Source organism: Hoeflea sp. YIM 152468, assembly GCF_029210485.1.
GTDB lineage: Bacteria > Pseudomonadota > Alphaproteobacteria > Rhizobiales > Rhizobiaceae > Hoeflea.
This window is the reverse complement of sequence record NZ_JARGET010000008.1, coordinates 156,313-180,423: the sequence shown is the minus strand read 5'-3', so window position 1 is coordinate 180,423 and position 24,111 is coordinate 156,313. Positions and strand designations below refer to the sequence as shown.

The following is a 24,111-nucleotide window of genomic DNA, read 5'->3' as shown; positions in this document are numbered from 1 at the left end:
ACTGGCGTTGCGGATCCATATGGCAACTCTGCTGTTTTGGCTTTCTTCGATCATATCGCAATTGCCTCTTGTGCGACCAGTTTCGATTTCGCAATCTGCCGCCAAGCTTGCACTGGGGGGACTAGGTATGAAATCGCATGTCAGAGCTGTGGTGATTGGTGGCGGTGTCGTCGGCTGTTCGGTGCTGTATCACCTGGCCAAGGCTGGCTGGAGCGATGTCATGCTGATTGAACGCTCGGAATTGACCTCTGGTTCCTCCTGGCATGCCGCCGGCGGCTTCCACACGCTCAACGGCGACCCCAACGTCGCCAAATTGCAGGCCTACACTGTCAGCCTCTACGAGGAGCTCGAAGCGCTCTCCGGCCAGTCCTGCGGCCTGCATCTGACCGGCGGCGTGATGATGGCCGACAGCCCCGAGCGGATGGATTTTCTCCGGCTGGTGCACGCCAAGGGGCGCTATCTCGGCATGGAAACCGAATTGATCACCCCGTCCGAGGCCAGGGCGATGTTCCCGCTGATGGATGAGAGCAATTTTGTCGGCGCGCTGTGGGACCCGGTCGAAGGCCATCTTGATCCCTCCGGCACCACCCATGCCTATGCCAAGGCCGCCCAGAAGCTTGGCGCCGAGATCGTGCTGCGCAACCGCGTGACCGACCTGACCCAGGAAGCCGATGGCACCTGGAACGTCATCACCGAGCAAGGCACGGTCAAGGCCGATCACGTGGTCAATGCCGGCGGGCTGTGGGCGCGCGAAATCGGCCGCATGGTCGGTCTCGAATTGCCGCTTCTGGCGATGGAGCACATGTATCTGCTCACCGAGGAAATGCCCGAAGTTCTGGAATTCAACGCCAGAACCGGTCGCGAGCTGGTCGGCGTCATCGACTTCAAGGGCGAGATCTACACAAGGCAGGAGCGCTCCGGCATTCTGCTCGGCACCTATGAGAAGGCCTGCAGGCCCTGGTCGCCGGTGTCTACACCGTGGGATTTCGGCCATGAACTGCTCGCCCCCGACCTTGATCGCATAGCGCCCTCGCTGGAAGTCGGATTCCGGCATTTCCCGGCACTGGAAAACGCCGGCATCAAGCAGGTCATCAACGGCCCCTTCACCTTCGCGCCCGATGGCAACCCGCTGGTCGGTCCGGTGCCGGGCCTGACCAATTACTGGACCGCCTGTGCGGTCATGGCCGGCTTCAGCCAGGGCGGTGGCGTCGGCCTGGCGCTGTCGAACTGGATGGTCCATGGCGACCCGGGCGCGGATATCTGGGGCATGGACGTGTCGCGCTACGGCGAGTGGGCGACCTTGCGCTACACCAATGCCAAGGTGCGCGAAAATTACTCCCGCCGCTTCTCGATCTCGTTTCCGAACGAGGAACTGCCCGCCGCCCGGCCGCAGCAGACCACCCCGCTCTATGATGTCATGATCCGCGACAACCACGCCGTGATGGGCGACAGCTGGGGACTGGAAACCCCCTTGTGGTTCGCACCGTCCGCCGCCGAGGCCCACGACGTGCTGTCCTTCCACCGTTCCAATGACTTCGAGCCTGTCGGCCAGGAAGTCCGCGCCGTCCGCGAGCGCGTCGGCGTCACCGAGATCGCCAATTTTGCCAAATACCGCGTCAGCGGGCCGGGCGCCGAAGCCTGGCTGTCACTGTTGATGACCAACACAATGCCCAGACAGGGCCGCATCGTGCTGACCCCGATGCTCAATGAATTCGGCAAGCTGATCGGCGATTTCACCATCGCCAAGGCCGGAGATGAGGATTTCATGGTCTGGGGCTCGTCCGCAGCCCAGCGCTATCACATGCGCTGGTTCAACCAGCACCTGCCCGCTGACAGCGCGATCCGCATTCACCGCTATGATCTGACCCTGGTCGGGCTGTCGATCGCCGGTCCGCGCGCCCGCGATCTGCTCGCCAAACTGACCGATGACGACGTCTCCAACGCCGCCTTCCGCTTCATGGATTTCCGCCAGATGGATGTCGGCGGCGCACCCTGCATGGTCAACCGCGTCACCTACACCGGCGATCTCGGCTACGAGATCTGGATGCAGCCCGCCTATGAACTGGCGGTCTACCGGGCGATCAAGGCAGCCGGAGAGGAGTTCGGCATTGCCGATTTCGGCATGCGGGCGCTGTTGTCGATGCGTCTGGAGAAGAACTTCCCGACCTGGTTCCGCGAACTGCGGCCGATCTACGGCCCCTATGAGGGCGGCATGGACCGGTTCGTCAAGCTGTCCAAACGTGACTTCATCGGCCGCGAGGCCGCCGCAAAGGAACATGCCGACGGTCCGGCACTGATGCGAACATCGTTCCTGGTCGATGCACTCGATGCCGACGTGATGGGCGATGAACCGGTCTGGGCCAGGGTCGGCGACACCGATTACGGCACGGTCGAGACCCCGCACGGCTATGGCGCACCGCGTTTCGATGCGGATGGCGCCGAGATCGCCAAGCCCGCAGACGGAACCTTGCGGGATGGTGACTGGCGCGTGGTCGGATGGATCACCTCGGGCGGCTATGGCTACACCATCGGCCAGTCGATGGCCCAGGGCTATATCCCCGCAAGCCTCGCCACCAATGGCGACGAAGGCATGTTCGAAATCGAAATCCTCGGCATCCGCCGCCCGGCGCGGATCGCACTGCAAGCACCCTTCGATCCGATGGGCGAGAAGATGCGGAGTTAGAGACAGCGAACATCTGGCCGCGGCGCGAGTTTTGGCAAGGAAGACGTTCCCACTCCCGTCACCCCGGGCTTGATCCGGGGTCCGGCGACCCCGCGTCGGCGCAATGAGAAACCTTTTCAGCCCGGGGACTTGGGCTGGCGGGTTGCCGGATCGGGTCCGGCACGACGGCCCGGCACATCCCGCCAGACACCAGCACGGGCACACACGCCCGACACCGGAACAACAAGAAAAAACCCGCGAAGTCAGAGACTTGCGGGCAATTCTGGATTCAAATGAGTATCACTTCAAACCGTCAGGTTATTCGGCGCGCACCACCGGATTGCCGGCTTCCGCAAGCCTGGCCAGTTCCGCGGGCTTGAGTTCGACCGACTCGCCGCAGCCGCAGGCCGATGTCTGGTTCGGGTTCTTGAACACGAACCCCGAGCGCAACTTCGTCACCTCGTAATCCATCACAGTGCCCAGCAGATAGAGCACAGCCTCCGGCGCCACGAACACACTGGCACCGTCGTGCTCGATCCGGTCATCCTTCGGATTGGCCTCGGTTGCCAGATCGATGGCGTATTCCATCCCGGCACAGCCGCCCTTCTTGATACTGACCCGAATACCTTCGGCACCGTCCGACGTTTTCACAATCGTCTTGACGCGATCAGCCGCAGCCTGTGTCAATGTCATTACGGCAAAACTCATCACGGCCTCCTTCGGCAAAGCGGACACAAGGCCCGCTGCTTCGTTCCATGAATGTAGTGTGGACCAGTCAACTTAACAAGCGGCACTCGTGGTTTCCCGAGCCGGCGGCTAATACCAGCCGAGCGCCACTTGCGCTTCTTCGCTCATCCGGTCCGGTGTCCAGGGCGGATCAAATGTCATCGACACTTCCACGCCCGAGATGCCTTCGACGGTGCTGACCGCATTTTCCACCCAGCCCGGCATCTCGCCTGCGACCGGGCAACCCGGCGCGGTCAGCGTCATCTCGATCTTGACCATCCGGTCGTCCTCGATGTCGATCTTGTAGATCAGGCCGATCTCATAGATATCGGAGGGAATTTCCGGATCATAGACGGTTTTCAACGCCGCAATGATGTCGTCGCTCAATCGCGCCAGCTCCTCGCGCGGGATCGCGGATTGGCCCGCGGCACTGGTCTCCGTCGCGGCTGCATTTGTGTCAGTTTCGGGTGCGTCGCTCATTGGCTTTGCTCCTTTGAAGTTTGTCAGGGACAAGGGAAACCCGGTTTCCCCGGAAAGACAAACGAAAACTCAAAAAACCAGGGCCCGTTCGATTGAAAACGGTCCTAGGAGAAGAACGCCCGCGCCTTGTCGAGCGCTTCAACCAGCACATCGATTTCTGCCCGGGTGTTGTAAAGGCCCATCGAGGCCCGGCATGTCGACGTTGCGCCAAACCGCTTGAGCAGTGGCTGGGCGCAATGCGTCCCCGCCCTGACGGCCACGCCGGAGCGGTCGATCAGCATCGAGATGTCATGGGCGTGAACACCCTCGATCTCGAAGGCAAAGATCGCCCCCTTGCCCGGCGCCGTGCCAATCAGCCGCAGCGCATTGACCGCCGACAGCTTCTCCGAGGCGTAGGCTGTCAGATCCGCCTCATGTGCGGCAATGCGGTCGCGGCCAAGGCTGTTCATATATTCAAGTGCTGCGCCGAGGCCGATGGCCTGCACGATCGGCGGCGTGCCCGCCTCAAACCGGTGCGGCGGATCATTGTAGCTGACGCCCTCTTCGCTCACATCGACAATCATCTCGCCGCCACCCATGAACGGCTGCATGGATGTGAGCGCCTCGGTCTTGCCATAGAGCACGCCGATGCCCGAGGGGCCATACAGCTTGTGGCCGGTCATCACATACCAGTCGCAATCTATATCCTGGACATCCACCGGCATGTGCACGGCGGCCTGGCTGCCGTCGACCAGCACCTTGATGCCGCGCTCGCGGGCGATACGGCAAACTTCCTTCACGTCGACCACGGTGCCCAGCACGTTGGACATCTGGGTGATCGCCACCAGCCTGGTACGGTCGGTGAGCGCCTTGCGGAAATCATCGAGATCGAAATTGCCCTGATCATCGACGCCGACCCAGACCAGCTTCGCGCCCTGGCGTTCACGCAGGAAATGCCACGGCACGATGTTGGAATGGTGTTCCATGATGGTGATGACGATCTCGTCGCCGTCATGGATATGCGGCATGCCATAACCATAGGCCACCGTGTTGATCGCTTCGGTGGTCGATTTGGTGAACACCACATTGTCGACCGATGGCGCATTGAGAAACTGCGCCACGATCTCGCGCGCCTTCTCGTAAGCGTCGGTTGCCGCATTGGAGAGAAAATGCAGGCCGCGATGCACATTGGCATATTCATGCGAATAGGCATGGCTTACCGCATCAATCACCGCCTGGGGCTTCTGTGCCGAAGCCCCATTGTCGAGATAGACCAGCGGCTTGTCGTTGACCATGCGCGACAGGATCGGAAAATCCCGGCGCACAGCCTCGACATCATAGGCCTGATTCAGCACCTCAACCATGATCGATAAGCCACTGTGCGATATGGGTTTCCAGAGCCTCGATCAGCTCTTCATTCTCGAGCTCTTCGATCAGCTCATCGACAAAACCATTGATCAGCAATGCGCGAGCCGATTTTTCGGTCACACCACGGGCCATCAGGTAGAAAAGATGATCGTGGTTGATGTCGATCACCGTCGCGCCATGGCCGCAGATCACGTCATCGGCAAAAATCTCGAGCTCGGGCTTGGCGGCAAATTCACCGCCATCGGAGAGCAACAAGGTGTTGCACGACATCTGGGCATCGGTTTTCTGCGCAATCTGCGCCACCCGGATCTGGCCCTGAAACACGCCGCGGGCACGATCCAGCACCACGGTGCGGACGATCTCCTTCGACGTCGTGTTGGGCACATTGTGATCCAGTGTCAACGTGATGTCGGTGTGGCTGTCGCCCGCCAGCAGGTTGACGCAGCGCAAGTCGAAATGCGCGCCTTCGCCGGCCACATCGACATTCAGCTCCTGCCGCACCAGCTTGCCGCCGACATTGACCACATAGACCTTCAGCGTGGCGCCCGCACCGAGCCGGGTGTTGAGCTGGGCCAGGCGTTGATCCTCAACACCACAATCCTGCAGAATGATCCAGGTCACTTCCGCGCCGTCGCCCAGCTCAAGCGTCGTGATCGCGGTCGACAGGCCCGGGTGGGCCTCGTCGCCCAGATGCCGCTCGATCACCGTGGCGCTGGATTTCGCGCCAAAGCTTGCGTCAAAACGGTTGTGGACCTGTCCGCCCGACTGGACTGACTGGATCTCGACAAGCTCCTTGATGGCCTGATCGGCAGCGACCGTGAGGCGGTATCCATCGGCGACAAAAGTGCCGTTGAGCCGTCCCACCAGATCGTCGGCATCGCGCGCGACAAGCATCTTTGCCGCTTCACCGGAGGCAAGCAGGTCGATGAAAGGCGTGAGGTCCATGCCTTCAGGCGTGCTCGCCTCCGCGCTCTGGCCCTGAATCAAAGGCAGCACGACGCTGCCGCGGACCACCGGGTCAGTCCGTTGCGCTGCGCCACTGGCCGCGCCCGGCAAGGCGCGCAACAGATTGCGCAGATCCGTGTAGTGCCAGCTTTCAATCCGTCGGGTCGGAAGACCGGCGGCGCTGAATGCACCGAGCAACTTGTCCCGCGCGGCCGTGACCGGCGCGTCGCCCGGCAACTGGCCCATCATTTGGGCGTAACTGTCCAGAATCCCCTGCTCTGCTACTGTGTGGGGTGGTTTTGTCTGTATGTTCATGTCTGTATCTCCTGGCCTCGCGGCCTCGTCTTTTGGCGTCACCTCAGGCGGCAGCTTCGACGATACCGGTATAACCTTCGGCTTCCAGCACGCGGGCCAGATCCTTGTCGCCGGACTTGATCACCTGGCCCCTGTGCAGCACATGCACGCTGTCGGGCACGATATATTCCAGCAGGCGCTGGTAGTGGGTGATGACAATGATGGCGCGGTCGGGCGAGCGCAATGCATTGACCCCGCCGGACACGATCTTGAGCGCGTCGATATCGAGGCCTGAATCGGTTTCATCGAGAACGCACAATTGCGGTGCAAGCAGCTTCATCTGCAGGATTTCCGCCCGCTTCTTCTCGCCGCCGGAGAACCCGACATTAAGCGGCCGCCGGAGCATGGCCGGATCAATCTGCAGGGTGGCTGCAGCGTCCTTGACCCGCTTGATGAAGTCCGGGGTCGTCAGCTCGTCTTCACCACGCGCCTTGCGCTGCTCGTTCATTGCCACCTTGAGAAACTGCATGGTGGCCACACCCGGGATCTCGACCGGATACTGAAACGCCAGGAAAATCCCCTTGGCGGCGCGCTCGGACGGATCAAGCTCGAGAATGCTCTCGCCGTTGTACAGGATGTCACCCTCGGTGACCTCGTAGTCATCCCGTCCTGCCAGAATGTAGGACAAGGTCGATTTGCCGGAGCCGTTTGGCCCCATGATGGCTGCCACTTCGCCCGCCTTTACCGTCAGGTTGAGGCCGCGAATGATTTCGGTGCCGTCTTCGGCGATCCGGGCGTGAAGGTTCTTGATTTCTAGCATGTCGTATTTTCCCAACTCGATTTCATGGTTTTGCGTTCCCGGGACAAGCCCGGCCGGGCCGTGACCTCACAGCCCCATCATTCCTCTGACCACCGGCAGCACTGTGGCTGCCAGGATCCCGACTGCGCCGCCGATCGCCACCCGCAGGAGCCTGCCACCGAAACTCGGTGCAAAGGCTGACAGGGCGCCACAGATCACCGCGTACCAGGCAACGGCGGTTGCATCGATGCTCACTATCAGGCTCCCTTGGTAAGGCACGGCTCAGTCGTCGTCGTTCTGCAAGCCCTGCAGCCGGCGTGCGATCGACGCCAGCTCCAGGCGAGCCCGATGCAGTTCGGTGCTCAACATCTTCTCGCTCGTGCCTGTCGTGCCGCGCGAAATCGCTTCCAAAAGGTCATCAATCGATCCGCCCAGATCCCGGTACCGGTTCTTGAGCTTGTCGATTTCGACCCTGATTTCAGTTTTCACCGTCATTGCGGACATCCACTCCTGCTTTGTTGCAAGGCGCGGGCCGCAACTGCTGCTGCTCCTGGCCTATGCACCATCACCGACCAGCCTAGCCGACACTGCCTTCAAGGCTGATGCCGATCAGCTTCTGAGCTTCGACGGCAAACTCCATCGGCAATTCCTGGATCACATCCTTGACAAAGCCATTGACGATCAGTGCGATCGCCTCTTCCTCGGGAATGCCGCGGGCCAGGCAGTAAAACAGCTGGTCCTCGGATATTTTCGAGGTGGTGGCTTCGTGCTCGAACTGTGCCGTCGAGTTCTTCGCCTCGATATAGGGCACTGTGTGGGCGCCACAGTCATTGCCGATCAGCAGGCTGTCGCACTGGGTGAAATTACGGGCATTTGTCGCCTTGCCGTGGGCCGAGACCTGGCCGCGATAGGTGTTGCTCGAATTGCCCGCCGCAATCCCCTTGGAGATGATCCGGCTTGATGTGTTCTTGCCCAGATGGATCATCTTGGTGCCCGAATCGATCTGCTGGTAACCGTTCGACACGGCGATCGAATAGAATTCGCCGCGCGACCCGTCGCCGCGCAGAATGCAGGACGGATACTTCCAGGTGATGGCCGAACCGGTCTCCACCTGGGTCCAGGAGATCTTCGAATTCTTGCCACGGCAATCGCCGCGCTTGGTGACGAAGTTGTAGATTCCGCCCTTGCCTGCCTTGTCGCCCGGATACCAGTTCTGCACCGTCGAATACTTGATCTCGGCATCGTCAAGCGCGATCAGTTCAACCACGGCGGCATGCAACTGGTTTTCGTCGCGCTGCGGCGCTGTACAGCCTTCCAGATAGGACACATAGGCGCCCTCTTCGGCAATGATCAGCGTCCGTTCAAACTGCCCGGTGTTCTTCTCATTGATGCGGAAATAGGTCGACAATTCCATCGGGCAGCGGACGCCCTTGGGCACATACACAAACGAGCCGTCGGTAAACACCGCGGAATTGAGCGTGGCGTAATAGTTGTCGGTCACCGGCACCACGGTGCCGAGATGCTTCTGAACCAGTTCGGGATGCTCGCGCATGGCTTCCGAGATCGACATGAAGATCACGCCGGCCTTGGCAAGCTCTTCCTGGAACGTGGTGACGACGGAAACCGAATCGAACACCGCGTCGACAGCGATCTTCGGCCGCTGCACACCGGCAAGGATTTCCTGCTCTTGCAGCGGAATGCCCAGCTTTTCGTAAACCCGGAGCAGTTCCGGATCGACATCTTCGATCGACGTCGGTCCTGCGGTGCTCTTGGGCGCCGAGTAATAGTGGATGTCCTGGAAATCGATCTTGGGATAGTCGACGCGCGCCCAGCTTGGCTCTTCCATGGTCAGCCAGCGCCTGTAGGCGTCCAGGCGCCATTCAAGCATCCATTCCGGCTCGTTCTTCTTCTCCGAAATCATCCGGATGGTGTCTTCGCTCAGGCCCTTGGGCGCGGTATCGCTCTCGATAACCGTCTCAAAGCCGTATTTGTACTGGTCAACGTCAATTTCTCTGACCTGATCAATAGTTTCCTGCACAGCACGCATGGCGCTCTCCAATCTCGCCGGGTCAAGGCCGGCAGCTTGTTAACGTCGGGTGATGGACCTCAAAAGGCTCACCACTATGTAGGGTGTGGCGACTGGTAACGCCACATTGCACGCGAAATAATTCTGTCTCGCGCACCAAAAACTCTTGGCTGCATCAAGCCGCCGCTGGTGCGCTCCTGCGCGCCATTCGCCGGCTGTTAATGGCATTGAACGAGCCAAGGAACTGCTCAATGTCACTCTCTGTGTGCCCATTGCCAAGGCTGATCCGGATCGCGCCCAGATCCGCGTCGGCGCCCATGGCAGACAAGACGTGGCTCAGGCCAATCTTGCCTGACGAGCAGGCAGCTCCCGCCGACACCGCCAGCCCTTCCATATCGAAAGCAATCTGCGCCGTCTCTGCCTTGAGGCCGGGAAGCGAGAAAAAGCTGGTGTTGCCCAACCGCAAAACCGCATCGGCGTGCACGATCAGATCGGGCGCGCTCGCGCGCATGGCGGTTTCCATCTGGTCGCGCAAACCGGCAAGCCGGGGCATGTCGGACAGCGCAGCACCGGCAGCCTCCGCTGCTGCGCCAAAGCCTGCAATGCCGATCAGGTTTTCAGTGCCGCCACGATGGCCCTTTTCCTGACCGCCGCCGCGCACCAGCGGGACTGGCATCAATGTTTCACCGGCACTGACAAGCGCGCCTGTCCCCTTCGGTCCGCCGAACTTGTGCCCTGACAGAATCAGGAAATCCGCACCAAGATCGCCAAGCCACAGCGGCAGCCGGCCCGCACCCTGCACTGCATCAACAACCACCAGGCCGCGATGCGCGTGGACAAGATCGGCCGCCTCACGGACGGGCTGAATGACACCGGTCTCATTGTTGGCCAGTTGCAGACCAAGCATCACCTGACCGGTGGTTTCGTCATGATCGGCCAAAGCCTGTTCAAGCGCGCCAAGATCCAGTCGTCCGTGACGGTCAACGGCGAGCACGGTAATCTGATCGGCCGAAAACCGGCCGCCCGCCAGAACTGCCGGATGTTCCACCGCCGAAACCAGCAAGCGGGAGACGCGAATGGCAGAGCGGCCCATCCGGTAGTCAGGCGTCAACACATGGTTGGCCGCTTCCGTCGCGCCCGAGCAAAAGCTGACCTGCGCGCCCGGCACGCCGCAAAGGCTGGCGACGGCCTCGCGTGATTTCGACAGGACCGATCTCGCCCCGCGTCCCTCGGCATGCACCGAAGACGGATTGCCGGAGAGCTCCATCGCATCGATCATCGCAGCCCGCGCTGCCGGCAAAAGCGGCGCGGTGGCGTTGTAATCGAGATAGAGACGCTCTTTTTTCATGTTTTCCTTGCCTGCGGAGTGCGGAAACCAGGTGGTCAACGCATTTTCCTTGAATTTTCTGTATCCGATGCCGTAAGACACATGCACGTTCAGCGATCACGCTGCAGTTTCGAACGATTCTAAACTAGGTTCTAAGGAGACGCCCCGTCCCCGTCAAGGGCACGGAAGCGATATCCACCCGTCCGCCAGCTTTCAACAAAACCAGCGGCAGGTCACGCGAACCCAGACTATGCACGGAGTAACAATGCCTGAAGTAATTTTCAACGGACCCGCCGGACGTCTCGAAGGCCGCTATCAGCCGGGCAAGGAAAAGAATGCGCCGATCGCCATCATCCTGCACCCGCATCCGCAATTCGGCGGAACCATGAACAATCAGATCGTCTACCAGCTGTTTTACATGTTCCAGCAGCGCGGCTTTACCACCTTGCGGTTCAACTTCCGCAGCATCGGCCGCAGCCAGGGTGAGTTCGATCATGGCGCCGGTGAACTGTCCGACGCCGCCGGCGCTCTCGACTGGGTCCAGAGCCTGCATCCCGATTCGCGCAGCTGCTGGGTCGCCGGCTATTCCTTTGGCGCCTGGATCGGCATGCAGCTGTTGATGCGGCGGCCCGAAATCGAGGGTTTCTTCTCGATTGCGCCGCAGCCCAACACCTATGACTTCTCGTTCCTGGCGCCCTGCCCTTCATCGGGCCTGATCATTCACGGTGACGCCGACCGGGTTGCGCCGGAAAAGGACGTCAACGGCCTGGTCGAAAAGCTCAAGCTGCAAAAGGGCATCCTGATCACCCAGAAGACCATGCCCGGCGCCAACCACTTTTTCTCGGGCAAGATCGACGAGCTGATGAGCGAGTGCGAGGATTATCTCGACCGCCGGCTGGCCGGCGAACTGGTGCCCGAAACCGCTGCCAAACGCCTGCGCTGATCCGGGCAAACCGATACGATTACAAAGGCATGGTGGAGAAATCCGCCATGCCTTTTTTTTGGGGTTTGATTGTGATCGGCGCCAACTCCAAGCGAGGAGGGAATGCGGCGCGGCCGGGACGCGGAACGCACCCGGGAGCTGGAAGAATTGCGGACGCGGCGCTCCGGCCTAAACTTCCACCACCTTGCCATCGTGCAAGGTCACCCGACGATCCATCAGGCTCGCCAGGTCGTGGTTGTGCGTGGCAATCACGGTCGACAGCCCGGACTGCCGCACCAGCGCGTCAAGCGCCTCGAACACATAGCCGGCGGTTTCGGGGTCAAGATTACCGGTCGGCTCGTCTGCCAGCAGCAGCAACGGCGCATTGGCGACAGCGCGCGCAATTGCCACACGCTGCTGTTCACCGCCCGACAGTTCGGACGGGCGGTGCGCGCCCCTGTGTCCGATCCGCATGTAGTCCAGCAATTGCTCTGCCCGTTCCTTGGCGTCGGCCTTCGACAGACCCGAAATCAGTTGCGGCATCATGATGTTTTCGAGCGCGGTGAATTCCGGCAGCAGATGGTGGAACTGGTAGACGAAACCGATTTCCGAGCGCCTGATCGCCGTACGGCGGTCATCCGACAATTGCCCGCACGCCTCGCCGGCGATGATCACATCGCCTTCGTCAGGCCGCTCGAGCAATCCGGCCAGATGCAAAAGCGTGGATTTTCCGGTTCCCGACGGCGCCACCAGCGCCACGGTTTCACCCGCCTGCAGGCTGAAACTCGCGCCATCCAGAATCGATATGTCTTTCTCACCCTGGACGAAATGACGCCCAACGTCGATCATCTGCAAAACCGCAGGCTTAGGCGTGCGGACGGGATCATTCATAGCGCAGCGCCTGTACCGGATCGAGCCTTGACGCCCGCCAGGACGGGATCAGCGTGGCGATGAAAGACAGAACAAGGGCCACCAGCAGCACCACGATTGTTTCGCCGGTGTCCATGTCGGCAGGCAATTGGCTCAGGAAATAAAGCTCCGGATTGAACAGGGTGGTGCCGGAGAGCCAGGAGAAAAACTGGCGGATGCGTTCGACGTTGAGGCAGACCACAACTCCGAGCAGGAAGCCGGCAATGGTACCGGACACACCGATGGCGGCACCGGTCATGAAGAAGATTCGCATCACCGAACCTGCCGACGCCCCCATGGTTCTCAGGATGGCGATGTCCCTGCCCTTGTCCTTGACCAGCATGATCAGCCCCGACACGATATTGAGCGCGGCCACCAGGATGATCAGCGTCAGGATCATGAACATCACATTGCGCTCGACCTGTAGGGCTGAGAAGAAGGTCTGGTTGCGTTGCCGCCAATCGGTGATGAAGATCTGCCGTTCGGCCGCAGCCTCAAGCAGGGGGCGCATCCGGTCGATCTCATCCGGTTTGTCCACGAAGATCTCGATGGATTGAACCAGTCCCTCGGCATTGAAATAGAGCTGCGCCTCTTCGAGCGGCAAGTAGATGATCGAGGAATCATACTCCGACATGCCCACTTCAAAGATCGCCGATACCGGGTAGGCCTTGACCCGCGGGGTCATGCCGAAGGGCGTCACATCGCCTTCCGGTGCCACCAGCGTGATCAGGTCGCCTGCAGCCAGGCCGAGCGACTGCGCCATCCGCGACCCGATCGCCACCCCTTCGCCAGAGAGAAACCCGACCAGATCACCTGCGCGGATATTGTCGGAGATGATCTTCATGGATTGAAAGTCTTCAGCCCTGACGCCGCGAACCAGCGCCCCGGTTCCAGCCCCGCCGGCGCCGGAGGCCAGGGTCTGTCCCTCGACCATCGGAATCGCATTGACCACGCCATCAACCAGTTTGAAGCGCGATGCCAGCGCCGCATAATCGTCCAGCGGGCGGTCGATCGGCTGCACCACCATGTGACCATTGATGCCCAGAATCCGGGTGATCAGTTCACCGCGAAACCCATTCATCACCGCCATGACGATGATCAGGGTCGCCACCCCGAGCATGATTCCGAAAAACGAAAACCCGGCAATCACCGAAATGAAGGCTTCCTTGCGCCGTGACCGCAAATAGCGCCAGGCGACCATGCGTTCAAACGCCGAGAACGGCTTGGCGACAGGCGCGGCAACAGGGGGTACGGTATCCGGATCGGTCATGGCGCTATCCTTTGGATCAACCTTGGCCTAGCGGGCTTGTGCGAGGCGGTTGATAGCAGCGTCGATCGACATCGTTTCCCGCTCGCCCGTGGCCCGGACCTTGATTTCGACATTGCCGTCGGCAACGGCACGCGGCCCCGCAATCACCTGTATCGGCAGGCCGATCAGATCAGCCTTGGCGAACTTGCCGCCGGCGCGCTCGTCGGTGTCATCGTAAAGCACCTCCAGTCCCGCATTCTCAAGCGCTGACTCGATACGTTCGCAGGCTGCATCGCAAGCGGCATCGCCGGGCTTCATGTTGATAAGGCCGACATCGAACGGCGCCACGCCTTCAGGCCAGATGATGCCGTTCTCGTCGTGCGATGCCTCGATGATGGCGCCAAGCAGGCGGGACGGGCCGATCCCGTAAGAGCCCATCGAAACGTAATGCTGCTTGCCGTCCGGCCCCTGAACAAAGGCATTCATCGGTTCGGAGTATTTGGTGCCGAAATGAAAGATGTGACCGACTTCGATGCCGCGAGCGGAGACGCGGGCGTCCTCGGCGAGCCCATCCCAGGCTTCCCGCGCCCAGTCTTCCTTGTCCATGATCTCGTCGGTGGCTGCAAACGGCGCCGTCCATTTGTCGACAATGGCGGCGACGGCTGCGGCATCGTCATAATTGATATCCGCACCCGGCACGGAAAAACCTTCAAAATCGCGATGGCAGAAGACCTGACTTTCCCCTGTTTCGGCCAGAACGATGAACTCATGGCTGAGACTGCCGCCGATCGGCCCGGTGTCGGCCCGCATCGGGATCGATTTCAGTCCGCAGCGTTCGAATGTGCGCAGATAGGACACGAACATCCGGTTGTAGGCGGCCCGTGACGCCTCATAATCGAGATCGAAGGAATAGGCATCCTTCATCAGGAACTCGCGGCCGCGCATGACCCCGAAACGGGGCCGGCGCTCATCGCGGAACTTCCACTGGATATGATAGAGATTGAGCGGCAGATCCTTGTAGGACTTGACGTAGGAGCGGAAGATATCCGTCACCATCTCCTCATTCGTCGGACCGTACAGCATCTCCCGATCATTGCGGTCCTTGATGCGCAGCATTTCCTGACCGTAATCATCGTAGCGGCCGCTTTCTCTCCACAGGTCCGCGGGCTGCACGGTTGGCATCAGGATTTCGATTGCCCCTGCCCGGTCCTGTTCCTCGCGGACAATGGTGCACACCTTGTCGAGAACCCGCTTGCCAAGCGGCAGCCAGGAATAGATCCCGGCCGATTGCTGCTTGATCATGCCGGCGCGCGCCATCAGACGGTGGGAAACGATTTCCGCATCCTTGGGGTTTTCCTTGAGGATGGGCAGAAAATATTTAGACAGACGCATGGGATGATCCGCTTTGGCTCAGCTCTGAAGGAAGAATCAGGCAAAATAAGGGTTGCCCGGCCGGGGCCAGGACTCATGCGTTCTTATCCGCTTCGCCCGCCAAAGAAAACCCGTAGCGCCGCCTGTCATCGGCTTCATGGCCAGATTGCCGCACGATTGTGAATGCAACCGGCATTATTGTCATAAAAAGCGCGTGACAAGCCTTCCGCATTGAGTTAAATAAAGCCCACTAAAGAGGCAAGTCCTATCAGGAGTTGCCCAATTCGCGGTCAAAGTCTTGGGAGGATAGGATCTCAGGCGCGCTTTGTTCGCAGCCCCCGGGCAACCGGGAAACAGATCACGCGACACTTAAACAGCAAGGCTTCGAGCCTTGTTTTTTTTGTCCTGATTCCCCCGGCCTTCTCTTGGGCAGGCTGGTGTGCCGCTCCGGCCATCTCGCAGATTCACTCAAGCGAGGGAACCACCCGTCGCGTTTCAATCGTCCTTGCGCGCGCCTTTGCCAAGCTCGGCTTTGGCACGGACATCCTTGTCGGCTTTCTTCAGGCTCTCGATGACGCTGTCATCGGCCTTTTGCTTCACATCGGGAACGGCATGGCGCTGGTTGCGCACATTCGCCTGGTCGTCGCCCTGCAGCGAATTGTCGCCCATCTCGTCCTGGGCGAGGTCGGATTCCGTCAAGCGGTCGGGTTTGTGGGATGCAGTGCTCATCAAAAGCCTCCGTGGAACGGTTACGATGCCCCTACAACGGGGGCGCCGGGACAAAGTTCCATGGATCGACCGCTGCGCCCAGGCTTCCAGCCCGGATCAGATGCCTGAACGCTTGAAATCCGGTGTGAGCGCGATCAGGTCGTTGAGCGTGAAACCGCCCACCACTGTGACCAGGAAATAGAGGCCAAACACCACGACCGACAGGGCGGTCGTCCGCCAGAACACCGTTGAAAAGTGGAAATCTGCCGGAGCACTGGGCGGGGTTCCCGGCGTGACGTTATCCTCGTCGGCCTGGCTGCGTGCAGAAAACGGCAGCACCGTGAACAAGACCACCCACCAGATGATGAAAAAAATGGCAAAACCTGCGCCCAAACCCATGTCAGCGCTCCTCAGACTTGCTCGAGTTCGATCAAGGTACCGTTAAAATCCTTCGGATGAAGGAACAACACCGGCTTGTTGTGCGCACCGATTTTCGGCTCGCCATCGCCCAAAATGCGCGCGCCCTGCTGCCTGAGATGATCTCGCGCCGCCAGGATATCCTCAACTTCGTAACAGACATGGTGCATGCCACCGGACGGATTCCTGGCCAGAAAGGGGGCGACCGGCGACGTCTCGTCCAGCGGTTCGAGCAATTCGATCTTGGTATTGGGCAGCAGGATGAAGACAACCGTGACGCCATGCTCGGGTAGCACCTGAGGCTCTGTGACTTCGGCACCGAGCATGGTCCGGTACTGGGCGCTTGCCGCGGCCAGATTCGGCACTGCAATCGCGACATGGTTCAAGCGTCCCAGCATGGCTATCCTCTCACACCTTGATGACGAACACCGTCACCACCGGCTTCTTGCCCCATACCTCGTTGGCCGCACCGCGAACAGAGCGGCGAATAGCCTCTCGAACACCGTCAATATCCTTGCGGCGGCCGCGCGGAATACTCTCCACTGCCCCCAGAACTGAATCATAGAGGATATCTTCCATGTCATCGCCATCGCGATCACTGGCCGGCAGTCCGATCGCCGAGACAACGGGATCGCGCTGGAATTCAAACCGCTGATCAAGCACGACACTGACAGACACATGACCGGCAAATGACAGCTTGCGCCGTTCCGAAATGCCCATTTCGTCATAGTCACCGATCAGGTTCCCATCCTTGTAGATACGGCCATGATGCGCGTCACCAATGACTTCCGGGACGCCTGGCGCCAGCCGCAGGATCGAGCCGTTGCGCACACGCGGCGTGATCGCAATTCCCGATGCCTGTGCCAGTTCGGCCTGTGCAGTCAGGTGTGCAGCCTCGCCATGCACCGGCACCAGGATCTGGGGCTTGACCCATTCATACATCTGCACCAGTTCGTTGCGGCGCGGATGGCCTGACACATGCACCAGCGCATCGGTGTCGGTGACAATCTTGACACCCTGTTCGATCAGGCCGTTCTTGATATCGTTTATGCCCTTTTCATTGCCGGGAATGGTGCGCGAGGAAAACACCACCGTGTCTCCGGATGCCAAAGCGACGTTGCGCATTTCATCCCGTGACAGCTTGGCCAGCGCTGCGCGCGGTTCGCCCTGGCTACCGGTCAGGATGATCACCACCTTGTCGCGGGGGATATACCCGAACTCGTCTTCGGCCAGAAATTCGGGAATCCCATCCATCATCCCCAAATCCGTGGCAACATTGACCACCCGCTTGATCGAACTGCCAAGCAGCAGCACTTCGCGTCCGGCATCGCGCGCAGCTTCGGCGATCGAACGGATACGACCGACATTGGAGGAGAACGTGGTGATCGCCACTCGGCCTTCAGCCTGTTCGATGACTTCGCGCAGACCCGCACTGACTTCCTTCTCCGATGGTGAAATCCCGTCCCGCATTGCGTTGGTCGAATCGCACATCATGGCAAGGATTCCCTCCTCGCCCAATTGCCGGAACCGGCGCTCGTCGGTCAGCGGTCCCAGCGAAGGCGTGATGTCGATCTTCCAGTCGCCGGTATGAATGAGATTGCCCAGCGGTGTGCGGATCGCCAGCGAAAACGGCTCCGGAATCGAGTGATTGACGGCAATCGGTTCGATCTCGAACGGGCCGACGGTGAAGCGCTCTCCGGCCTTGAACAGCGTAACCGGAACCTCTGCGCGTGTGCGCTCATAGGAACGTTTGGCTTCCAGCATCCCGGCCGTGAAGGCTGAAGCGTAGACCGGCGCTTTGAGCTGCGGCCATATCTGCGCCAGACCGCCGTAGTGATCCTCATGGGCGTGGGTAATGATGATCGCCTTGAGCCTCTTGCCCAGGCTCTTGACGAAGTCGACATCCGGCAAGATCAGGTCGACGCCCGGCAGTTCCGGGCCGGGAAAGGTAACGCCGCAATCCACCATGATCCAGTCGCGCTTTTTGGGAGAGCCAAAGCCATACAGCGCAAGGTTCATGCCGATTTCGCCGACGCCGCCCAAGGGGACGAATACGAGATCCTGGTCTTTTGTCATCAAGTGTCCTGTCTTGTCATTTCATGCAGCGCCACGCATCGGGTTTGATGCTCCAAGGTCGCTGTAAACTACACATTTGGCATGACTTTTCGCTTCAGCCGGACTCGGCTCAAGACAAAAACCATGCGGCGTCAGGTGAAAAACACATCGCCTGAAGCGATCATCTGTTTACTCCCGTCCGGCATGGCGAGCATCAATCTGCCCTCGCCGTCAATTCCGTCAAACAGACCACGGATTTGGCGGTCTGGCAAATTCACAGTCACCGGCTTTCCCAAACCGTCAGCACGATCGATCCACGCCTTACGAATACCGGCAAGACCACGCCCCTCATCCCAGTCTTGCAGTGTTGCGTCCATCGACACAACCAGCCGCGCGAACAGGCCCTGCGGTGTCGCAGCACTGCCTTGTTCGGAAAGGCAGGTCGCCGGGTAGATCCCCGTGTCAGGCCGGTGCGCGATATTGATACCGCAGCCGATCACGACCGCCCGGCGGCCGTCAGAAAGCTGTTCGGCTTCAATCAGAATACCAGCGGTCTTGAAACCGTTGATCAACAGGTCATTTGGCCACTTGATCCGCAACCCGCCCCCGCCGCCGTCTGGGAGCATTGACGCCACCGCCCCATGCACAGCGAGCGTGACCGCCAACGGCAGGCTGCCCAGCGCCGCCCACGGAGCCGGATCAATCAGCAGCAAGGACGAATACAGATTTCCCGGCTCCGAAATCCATGTCCTGCCCCGGCGTCCACGGCCACCGGTCTGACGTGCGGCGGTGATCCACAGCCGCCCGGCGTCCCCTGCCCGCGCCCGCTCCAGGCACTCGGCATTGGTGGACGCGACATCCCCCAGCTCAATATGCCGGAAGTCGGGCACCTTCATGCAGTCCGCCGCGGCATTCTAGAAGAAGGTCTTTGCAGCAACGTCGGCGGCCAGGCCCAGAGGGTTGGAGACAAGCACATAAAACAGCACGAACAGGCCCGATGCCCCGAACACCAGTTTAAGTTCGCCCGCAACCGGCACAAAAGCGTCGTCCGGCTGGTCAAACCACATTATCTTGACAATCCTGAGATAGTAATAGGCTCCGACCACCGATGCGAGCACGCCAATAATGGCGAGGGCATAGAGCTTGGCCTCGATTGCGGCGACGAAGACGAAATACTTGCCGAAGAACCCTGCAAGCGGAGGAATTCCGGCGAGCGAAAACATCAGGATGGTCATCATCAGCGCCATGAATGGGTTGGTCGACGCCAGCCCGGCAAGATCGTCGATCTGTTCGACATTGCCGTCTTCCTTGCGCCGCATGGCGAGAATGCAGGCAAATGTACCCAGCGTCATCACCATGTAGATCAGCATATAGAGGATGACACCGCGAACACCGGCCTGGCTGCCTGCGGCAAGGCCGACCAAGGCAAACCCCATATGCGCGATCGACGAGTAGGCCATCAGCCGTTTGATATTCTTCTGGCCGATTGCGGCAAAGGCGCCAAGCACCATCGAGGCGATCGAGATGAACACCACGATCTGCTGCCAGTCGGGCGTCACCGGCTCAAAGGCAACGATGACGATGCGAATGAAGAGCGCCATGGCCGCGATCTTCGGCGCGGACGCGAAAAACGCCGTGACCGGAGTTGGCGCGCCTTCGTAGACATCGGGCGTCCACATGTGGAACGGAACGGCCGAGATCTTGAAGGCAATACCGGCAAGAATGAATACCAGACCGAAAACCAGGCCAAGCGAACGTTCGCCACCGGCGACCGTTTCAGCAATCTCGTCAAATCCGATATGGCCGGTATAGCCGTAAACCAGTGAAACGCCGTAAAGCAGCATGCCCGATGACAGCGCGCCCAGAACAAAATATTTGAGCCCCGCCTCGGTCGAGCGCAGGCTGTCGCGGTTGATGGCGGCCACGACGTAGAGTGCCAGCGACTGCAGTTCGAGACCCATATAGAGCGCGATCATGTCGTTGGCCGAGATCATGATCAGCATGCCGAGCGTCGCCAGCACGATCAGCACCGGAAATTCGAACTTGTCGATCCGCTCGACCTTGGCGTGGCCCACCGACATCACCATGGCCGTGATCGACCCGACCAGCGCCAGAACCTTCATGAAGCGCGCAAACGGATCGGAGAGAAAGGCGCCGTTGTAGGCTTCCCCGTTACCGGTGACCAGAACCAGCACCAGGCCGGCCATGATCAGCAACGCGACTCCAAAGCCGTTGACCAGGGTTACCGATTTCTCCCCCGAGAATACGCCGATCATCAAAAGCACCATGGCTCCGACGGCCAGCATGAGCTCGGGCACGGAAAGCTGTAGGCTGGATGTAAGTATTTCTGGCGTCATGGTCCCGCAGTCTCCGTAGCTCAGTTAACCGACAGCGCAAGATCGCGCGCTGCCTGGAGCGAAGCCGTGTAATTGTTTATCAGCGCGTCAACCGAAGCTGCCGTCACATCAAAGATCGGTGCCGGATAGACACCAAAGAAGATTGTCAGCGCGACAAGCGGATACAGGATCGCTTTCTCGCGGCCCGACAGGTCGAGCATGCCCTTCAGGCTTTCCTTTTCCAGCGCACCGAAGACGACGCGGCGGTAAAGCCACAGCGCATAGCCCGCTGACAGGATCACGCCGGTGGCGGCAAACAGCGCCACCATCGAGTTGGCCTGGAACACGCCGATTAGCGTCAGGAATTCACCGACAAAACCTGACGTGCCGGGCAGACCGACATTGGCCATGGTAAACAGCATGAACACCACGGCATATTTCGGCATGTTCTTGACCAGTCCGCCATAGGCCGCGATCTCACGGGTGTGCAAACGGTCATAGACAACACCCACACACAGGAACAACGCACTCGATATCAATCCATGGCTGAGCATCTGGAAGATGGCGCCCTGCACACCCTGCTGGTTGGCGGCGAAGATTCCCATCGTCACAAAGCCCATATGGGCCACCGAAGAATAAGCAATCAGTTTCTTCATGTCTTCCTGCATCAGCGCCACCAGCGAGGTGTAGACGATCGCGACAACCGACAGCGTGAAGATGAGCGGCGCGAAATCGGCTGATGCCAGCGGAAACATCGGCAGCGAGAAGCGAAGAAAGCCGTAGCCGCCAAGCTTCAGCAAAACGCCGGCCAGGATAACCGAACCCGCGGTCGGTGCCTCCACATGCGCATCAGGCAACCAGGTGTGAACCGGCCACATCGGCATCTTCACCGCAAACGATGCAAAGAACGCCAGCCACAGCCAGGTCTGCATCTCCGCCGGAAAATTATGCGCAAGCAGCGCGCGTATGTCGGTGGTTCCCGAATCCCAGTACATCGCCATGATCGCCAGCAGCATCAGCACCGAACCGGCAAGCGTGTAGAGGAAGAACTTGAAGCTGGCATAAACCCGGCGCTTGCCGCCCCACACGCCGATGATGATGAACATCGGTATCAGGCCGGCTTCGAAGAACACGTAAAACAGCACGATGTCGAGGGCGCAGAACACGCCGATCATCATGGTCTCGAGCACCAGGAAGGCGATCATGTATTCCCGTACACGGGTTTCGACCGAATTCCAGCTGGCCAGAATGCACAGCGGCATCAGGAAGGTGGTCAGGATCACAAACAGCATCGAGATGCCGTCCACGCCCATGGCGTAGGAAAACATAGAACCGGGCAGATCGATCGCTTCCACCATCTGGAAGGCGGGATCGCTGACATCAAAGCTTGCCCAGATCAACAGCGACATCACGAAGGTTGCGGTCGTTCCCAACAGCGCCACCTGACGAATGTTGCGTCGTCCGATCTCGGTGTCATCCTTGATCGGCAGAAGAAACAACACGCAAATCAGCGGTATGAAGGTGACAACTGACAAAAGAGGCCAATCGGTCATCAGAATGCACTCCCGAGCATCATCCATGTGACAAGCGCTGCAATTCCGATCAGCATCACGAAGGCGTAGTGGTAAAGATATCCGGTCTGCATTCGCACAACCCGGCCGGTGACGTCCTGCACCCGTGCGGCAATGCCATCCGGGCCAAAGCCATCAATGACGCGACCGTCCCCCTGTTTCCACAGGAAGGTGCCGAGCCACTTGGCAGGGCGGACAAAGATGAAATCGTACACTTCGTCAAAGTACCATTTGTTGAGCAGGAACCGGTACAGCAACTGATGATCCTCGGCCAGCCGCTTGGGTGTTTCAGGCGAGCGGATGTAGAAGAACCAGGCTGTGATAAGTCCAAGCAGCATGGCCACGAACGGGCTCCATTTGACCCAAAGCGGCACATGGTGGAAGTCGTCGAGAATGGTGTTCCCGGTGCTGGTGAACAAGGCGCCCTTCCAGAATTCGGCATACCCATGTCCGAAGAAGAACTCCTTGAACACCACACCCGAAAACAGGGCACCCACAGCCAGAATGAACAGCGGCACCAGCATCACCATCGGTGATTCATGCGCGTGATGCATCACGTCTGCCGATGCACGCGGCTTGCCGTGGAAGGTCATGAAGATCAACCGCCAGGAATAGAAACTGGTAAACATTGCTGCGATCACCAGAAGACCAAACGCGATGCCGGATGGAGAGCTGTGCGCCGCATAAACCGATTCAATGATGATGTCCTTGGAGAAGAAGCCGGCGGTTCCGATCAGGGTGCCGGGAATGCCGACACCGGTCAGCGCGATGGTGCCGATGATCATCATCCAGTAGGTCAGAGGCACCTTCTTGCGCAGGCCGCCCATGCGCCGCATGTCCTGCTCGTCAGAGACGGCATGGATGACCGAGCCCGCACCCAGGAACAACAGCGCCTTGAAGAAGGCGTGCGTGAACAAGTGAAAGATGGCGCCGCCATAGGCACCCACACCCAAGGCGACAAACATATAGCCCAACTGTGAACAGGTCGAATACGCGATCACACGCTTGATATCGTTCTGCACCAACCCAACGGTGGCTGCGAAGAACGCGGTAATCGCCCCGATCCAGATCACGACGCTGAGCGCATCGGGAGACAATTCGAAGATCGGCGACATCCGCGCCACCAGGAAGACGCCAGCCGTCACCATGGTCGCGGCATGGATCAGAGCCGACACCGGTGTCGGACCCTCCATCGCGTCGGGCAACCAGGTATGCAGCAGGAACTGCGCCGACTTGCCCATGGCTCCCATGAACAACAGCAGACAGACACCGGTGAGGGCATCAGCCCTGTCGAGATGCATGCCGAACAGCGTCAATATCGTACCGCCCGCATCCGCGCCTTCCGCCGGCAGATAATCGGCAGCAGCAGCAAAGATGACATCGAACGAAGCCGATCCGAACAGCACGAACACGCCGAAAATGCCGAGCAGGAAGCCGAAGTCACCAACCCTGTTGACAATGAACGCCTTCATTGCCGCGGCATTGGCCGATGGCTTCTTGTACCAGAAACCGATCAGCAGATAGGACGCCACGCCGACGCCTTCCCAACCAAAGAACATCTGCAGCAGATTGTCCGACGTCACCAGCATCAGCATGGCGAAGGTAAAGAACGACAGATAGGCAAAGAACCGCGGACGATGCGGATCATGATGCATGTAGCCGATGGAATAGACATGAACCAGGCAGGACACCGTGTTGACCACCACAAGCATCACCGCTGTCAGCGCATCAATCCGCAGCAACCAGTCGACGCTGAGCGAGCCGGAATCGATCCAGCGCATCACCGGGACCCGGACTGTCTCGCCGTCGCCCATGGCAATGGAGAAAAAGGCCACCCACGACAACAACGCCGCGACAATCAGAAACAGCGTGGTCACATATTCGGATGCCTTGGCACCGATAGCCCGGCCGCCGAAACCTGCAATGAGAGCGCCGACAAGTGGCAGGAAGACGATAGCTTGGTACAT

22 protein-coding genes are annotated in these 24,111 nt (G+C 59.8%); 2 read left to right on the top strand and 20 right to left on the bottom strand.

Annotated features, from left to right (window positions below):
• Positions 1-127 precede the first annotated feature (127 nt).
• Complete coding sequence (locus PZ897_RS05010; RefSeq protein ID WP_275750457.1) at positions 128-2,683, top strand: FAD-dependent oxidoreductase; 2,556 nt, start codon at positions 128-130, stop codon at positions 2,681-2,683.
• Between the two features lie 297 nt (positions 2,684-2,980).
• Here the strand turns inward: PZ897_RS05010 and sufA are convergent, their stop codons facing one another.
• The 9 genes from sufA to PZ897_RS04965 all read right to left on the bottom strand — a co-directional run bounded on the left by sufA (position 2,981) and on the right by PZ897_RS04965 (position 10,627).
• On the bottom strand, positions 2,981-3,370 hold the full coding sequence (gene sufA / locus PZ897_RS05005) for a Fe-S cluster assembly scaffold SufA (protein ID WP_275750455.1): 390 nt from the start codon (positions 3,368-3,370) through the stop codon (positions 2,981-2,983).
• A 108-nt stretch (positions 3,371-3,478) separates the two neighbouring features.
• Complete coding sequence (locus PZ897_RS05000) at positions 3,479-3,868, bottom strand: SUF system Fe-S cluster assembly protein (RefSeq protein ID WP_275750453.1); 390 nt, start codon at positions 3,866-3,868, stop codon at positions 3,479-3,481.
• 104 nt (positions 3,869-3,972) lie between these two features.
• Positions 3,973-5,211, bottom strand: a complete 1,239-nt coding sequence (locus PZ897_RS04995; RefSeq protein WP_275750452.1) for a cysteine desulfurase — start codon at positions 5,209-5,211, stop codon at positions 3,973-3,975.
• Positions 5,204-6,475, bottom strand: a complete 1,272-nt coding sequence (gene sufD / locus PZ897_RS04990; RefSeq protein ID WP_275750451.1) for a Fe-S cluster assembly protein SufD — start codon at positions 6,473-6,475, stop codon at positions 5,204-5,206. Before sufD ends, PZ897_RS04995 begins: the two co-directional genes overlap by 8 nt.
• Positions 6,476-6,518: 43 nt before the next feature.
• Positions 6,519-7,274 carry a Fe-S cluster assembly ATPase SufC gene (sufC, locus tag PZ897_RS04985; protein ID WP_275750450.1) on the bottom strand — a complete coding sequence of 252 codons (756 nt, stop codon included), beginning with the start codon at positions 7,272-7,274 and terminating at the stop codon, positions 6,519-6,521.
• Between the two features lie 66 nt (positions 7,275-7,340).
• Complete coding sequence (locus PZ897_RS04980; protein ID WP_275750449.1) at positions 7,341-7,508, bottom strand: hypothetical protein; 168 nt, start codon at positions 7,506-7,508, stop codon at positions 7,341-7,343.
• Between the two features lie 27 nt (positions 7,509-7,535).
• The gene (locus PZ897_RS04975; RefSeq protein WP_275750447.1) at positions 7,536-7,748 is read right to left on the bottom strand and encodes a hypothetical protein; all 213 of its coding nucleotides are present in this window, start codon (positions 7,746-7,748) and stop codon (positions 7,536-7,538) included.
• 82 nt (positions 7,749-7,830) lie between these two features.
• On the bottom strand, positions 7,831-9,300 hold the full coding sequence (sufB, locus tag PZ897_RS04970) for a Fe-S cluster assembly protein SufB (RefSeq protein ID WP_275750445.1): 1,470 nt from the start codon (positions 9,298-9,300) through the stop codon (positions 7,831-7,833).
• A gap of 154 nt (positions 9,301-9,454) precedes the next feature.
• Positions 9,455-10,627: a cysteine desulfurase family protein gene (locus PZ897_RS04965; protein WP_275750485.1), complete on the bottom strand. Its 1,173-nt coding sequence runs from the start codon at positions 10,625-10,627 to the stop codon at positions 9,455-9,457.
• Positions 10,628-10,871: 244 nt separating this feature from the next.
• Here PZ897_RS04965 and PZ897_RS04960 point away from each other — a divergent pair, with 244 nt between their 5' ends.
• On the top strand, positions 10,872-11,549 hold the full coding sequence (locus tag PZ897_RS04960) for an alpha/beta hydrolase (RefSeq protein WP_275750443.1): 678 nt from the start codon (positions 10,872-10,874) through the stop codon (positions 11,547-11,549).
• Positions 11,550-11,717: 168 nt separating this feature from the next.
• Here PZ897_RS04960 and PZ897_RS04955 read toward each other — a convergent pair whose 3' ends face one another.
• The 11 genes from PZ897_RS04955 to nuoL form a co-directional block, all read right to left on the bottom strand.
• The gene (locus PZ897_RS04955; RefSeq protein ID WP_275750442.1) at positions 11,718-12,419 is read right to left on the bottom strand and encodes an ABC transporter ATP-binding protein; all 702 of its coding nucleotides are present in this window, start codon (positions 12,417-12,419) and stop codon (positions 11,718-11,720) included.
• Positions 12,412-13,707, bottom strand: a complete 1,296-nt coding sequence (locus tag PZ897_RS04950; RefSeq protein WP_275750440.1) for a lipoprotein-releasing ABC transporter permease subunit — start codon at positions 13,705-13,707, stop codon at positions 12,412-12,414. The genes PZ897_RS04955 and PZ897_RS04950 overlap by 8 nt, the downstream gene beginning before the upstream one ends.
• Positions 13,708-13,734: 27 nt before the next feature.
• The gene (proS, locus tag PZ897_RS04945; RefSeq protein ID WP_275750438.1) at positions 13,735-15,078 is read right to left on the bottom strand and encodes a proline--tRNA ligase; all 1,344 of its coding nucleotides are present in this window, start codon (positions 15,076-15,078) and stop codon (positions 13,735-13,737) included.
• Positions 15,079-15,552: 474 nt separating this feature from the next.
• Complete coding sequence (locus tag PZ897_RS04940; RefSeq protein WP_275750436.1) at positions 15,553-15,786, bottom strand: hypothetical protein; 234 nt, start codon at positions 15,784-15,786, stop codon at positions 15,553-15,555.
• A gap of 96 nt (positions 15,787-15,882) precedes the next feature.
• Positions 15,883-16,164, bottom strand: coding sequence for a DUF1467 family protein (locus PZ897_RS04935; protein ID WP_275750434.1), 282 nt, complete (start codon positions 16,162-16,164; stop codon positions 15,883-15,885).
• 11 nt (positions 16,165-16,175) lie between these two features.
• Positions 16,176-16,580: a methylmalonyl-CoA epimerase gene (gene mce, locus PZ897_RS04930; protein ID WP_275750432.1), complete on the bottom strand. Its 405-nt coding sequence runs from the start codon at positions 16,578-16,580 to the stop codon at positions 16,176-16,178.
• A 10-nt stretch (positions 16,581-16,590) separates the two neighbouring features.
• Complete coding sequence (locus PZ897_RS04925) at positions 16,591-18,258, bottom strand: ribonuclease J (RefSeq protein WP_275750430.1); 1,668 nt, start codon at positions 18,256-18,258, stop codon at positions 16,591-16,593.
• Positions 18,259-18,389: 131 nt separating this feature from the next.
• Complete coding sequence (locus tag PZ897_RS04920) at positions 18,390-19,133, bottom strand: biotin--[acetyl-CoA-carboxylase] ligase (RefSeq protein ID WP_275750429.1); 744 nt, start codon at positions 19,131-19,133, stop codon at positions 18,390-18,392.
• A gap of 18 nt (positions 19,134-19,151) precedes the next feature.
• A complete protein-coding gene (gene nuoN / locus PZ897_RS04915) occupies positions 19,152-20,594 on the bottom strand; it encodes an NADH-quinone oxidoreductase subunit NuoN (RefSeq protein ID WP_275750427.1) in 1,443 nt (480 codons plus the stop codon).
• 20 nt (positions 20,595-20,614) lie between these two features.
• Positions 20,615-22,126 (bottom strand): NADH-quinone oxidoreductase subunit M, encoded by a 1,512-nt coding sequence (locus tag PZ897_RS04910; protein WP_275750425.1) that lies wholly within the window; start codon positions 22,124-22,126, stop codon positions 20,615-20,617.
• Entirely contained in the window at positions 22,126-24,111 is a 1,986-nt protein-coding gene (gene nuoL, locus PZ897_RS04905; protein ID WP_275750424.1) for an NADH-quinone oxidoreductase subunit L, read from the bottom strand. The genes PZ897_RS04910 and nuoL overlap by 1 nt, the downstream gene beginning before the upstream one ends.

Bases quoted from the DNA above. Each gene is read 5' to 3' on its own strand.
- PZ897_RS05010 (WP_275750457.1), top strand. From the start codon at position 128: ATGAAATCGCATGTCAGAGCTGTGGTGATTGGTGGCGGTGTCGTCGGC.
- sufA (WP_275750455.1), bottom strand. From the start codon at position 3,370: ATGAGTTTTGCCGTAATGACATTGACACAGGCTGCGGCTGATCGCGTC.
- PZ897_RS05000 (WP_275750453.1), bottom strand. From the start codon at position 3,868: ATGAGCGACGCACCCGAAACTGACACAAATGCAGCCGCGACGGAGACC.
- PZ897_RS04995 (WP_275750452.1), bottom strand. From the start codon at position 5,211: ATGGTTGAGGTGCTGAATCAGGCCTATGATGTCGAGGCTGTGCGCCGG.
- sufD (WP_275750451.1), bottom strand. From the start codon at position 6,475: ATGAACATACAGACAAAACCACCCCACACAGTAGCAGAGCAGGGGATT.
- sufC (WP_275750450.1), bottom strand. From the start codon at position 7,274: ATGCTAGAAATCAAGAACCTTCACGCCCGGATCGCCGAAGACGGCACC.
- PZ897_RS04975 (WP_275750447.1), bottom strand. From the start codon at position 7,748: ATGACGGTGAAAACTGAAATCAGGGTCGAAATCGACAAGCTCAAGAAC.
- sufB (WP_275750445.1), bottom strand. From the start codon at position 9,300: ATGCGTGCTGTGCAGGAAACTATTGATCAGGTCAGAGAAATTGACGTT.
- PZ897_RS04965 (WP_275750485.1), bottom strand. From the start codon at position 10,627: ATGAAAAAAGAGCGTCTCTATCTCGATTACAACGCCACCGCGCCGCTT.
- PZ897_RS04960 (WP_275750443.1), top strand. From the start codon at position 10,872: ATGCCTGAAGTAATTTTCAACGGACCCGCCGGACGTCTCGAAGGCCGC.
- PZ897_RS04955 (WP_275750442.1), bottom strand. From the start codon at position 12,419: ATGAATGATCCCGTCCGCACGCCTAAGCCTGCGGTTTTGCAGATGATC.
- PZ897_RS04950 (WP_275750440.1), bottom strand. From the start codon at position 13,707: ATGACCGATCCGGATACCGTACCCCCTGTTGCCGCGCCTGTCGCCAAG.
- proS (WP_275750438.1), bottom strand. From the start codon at position 15,078: ATGCGTCTGTCTAAATATTTTCTGCCCATCCTCAAGGAAAACCCCAAG.
- PZ897_RS04940 (WP_275750436.1), bottom strand. From the start codon at position 15,786: ATGAGCACTGCATCCCACAAACCCGACCGCTTGACGGAATCCGACCTC.
- PZ897_RS04935 (WP_275750434.1), bottom strand. From the start codon at position 16,164: ATGGGTTTGGGCGCAGGTTTTGCCATTTTTTTCATCATCTGGTGGGTG.
- mce (WP_275750432.1), bottom strand. From the start codon at position 16,580: ATGCTGGGACGCTTGAACCATGTCGCGATTGCAGTGCCGAATCTGGCC.
- PZ897_RS04925 (WP_275750430.1), bottom strand. From the start codon at position 18,258: ATGACAAAAGACCAGGATCTCGTATTCGTCCCCTTGGGCGGCGTCGGC.
- PZ897_RS04920 (WP_275750429.1), bottom strand. From the start codon at position 19,133: ATGAAGGTGCCCGACTTCCGGCATATTGAGCTGGGGGATGTCGCGTCC.
- nuoN (WP_275750427.1), bottom strand. From the start codon at position 20,594: ATGACGCCAGAAATACTTACATCCAGCCTACAGCTTTCCGTGCCCGAG.
- PZ897_RS04910 (WP_275750425.1), bottom strand. From the start codon at position 22,126: ATGACCGATTGGCCTCTTTTGTCAGTTGTCACCTTCATACCGCTGATT.
- nuoL (WP_275750424.1), bottom strand. From the start codon at position 24,111: ATGTACCAAGCTATCGTCTTCCTGCCACTTGTCGGCGCTCTCATTGCA.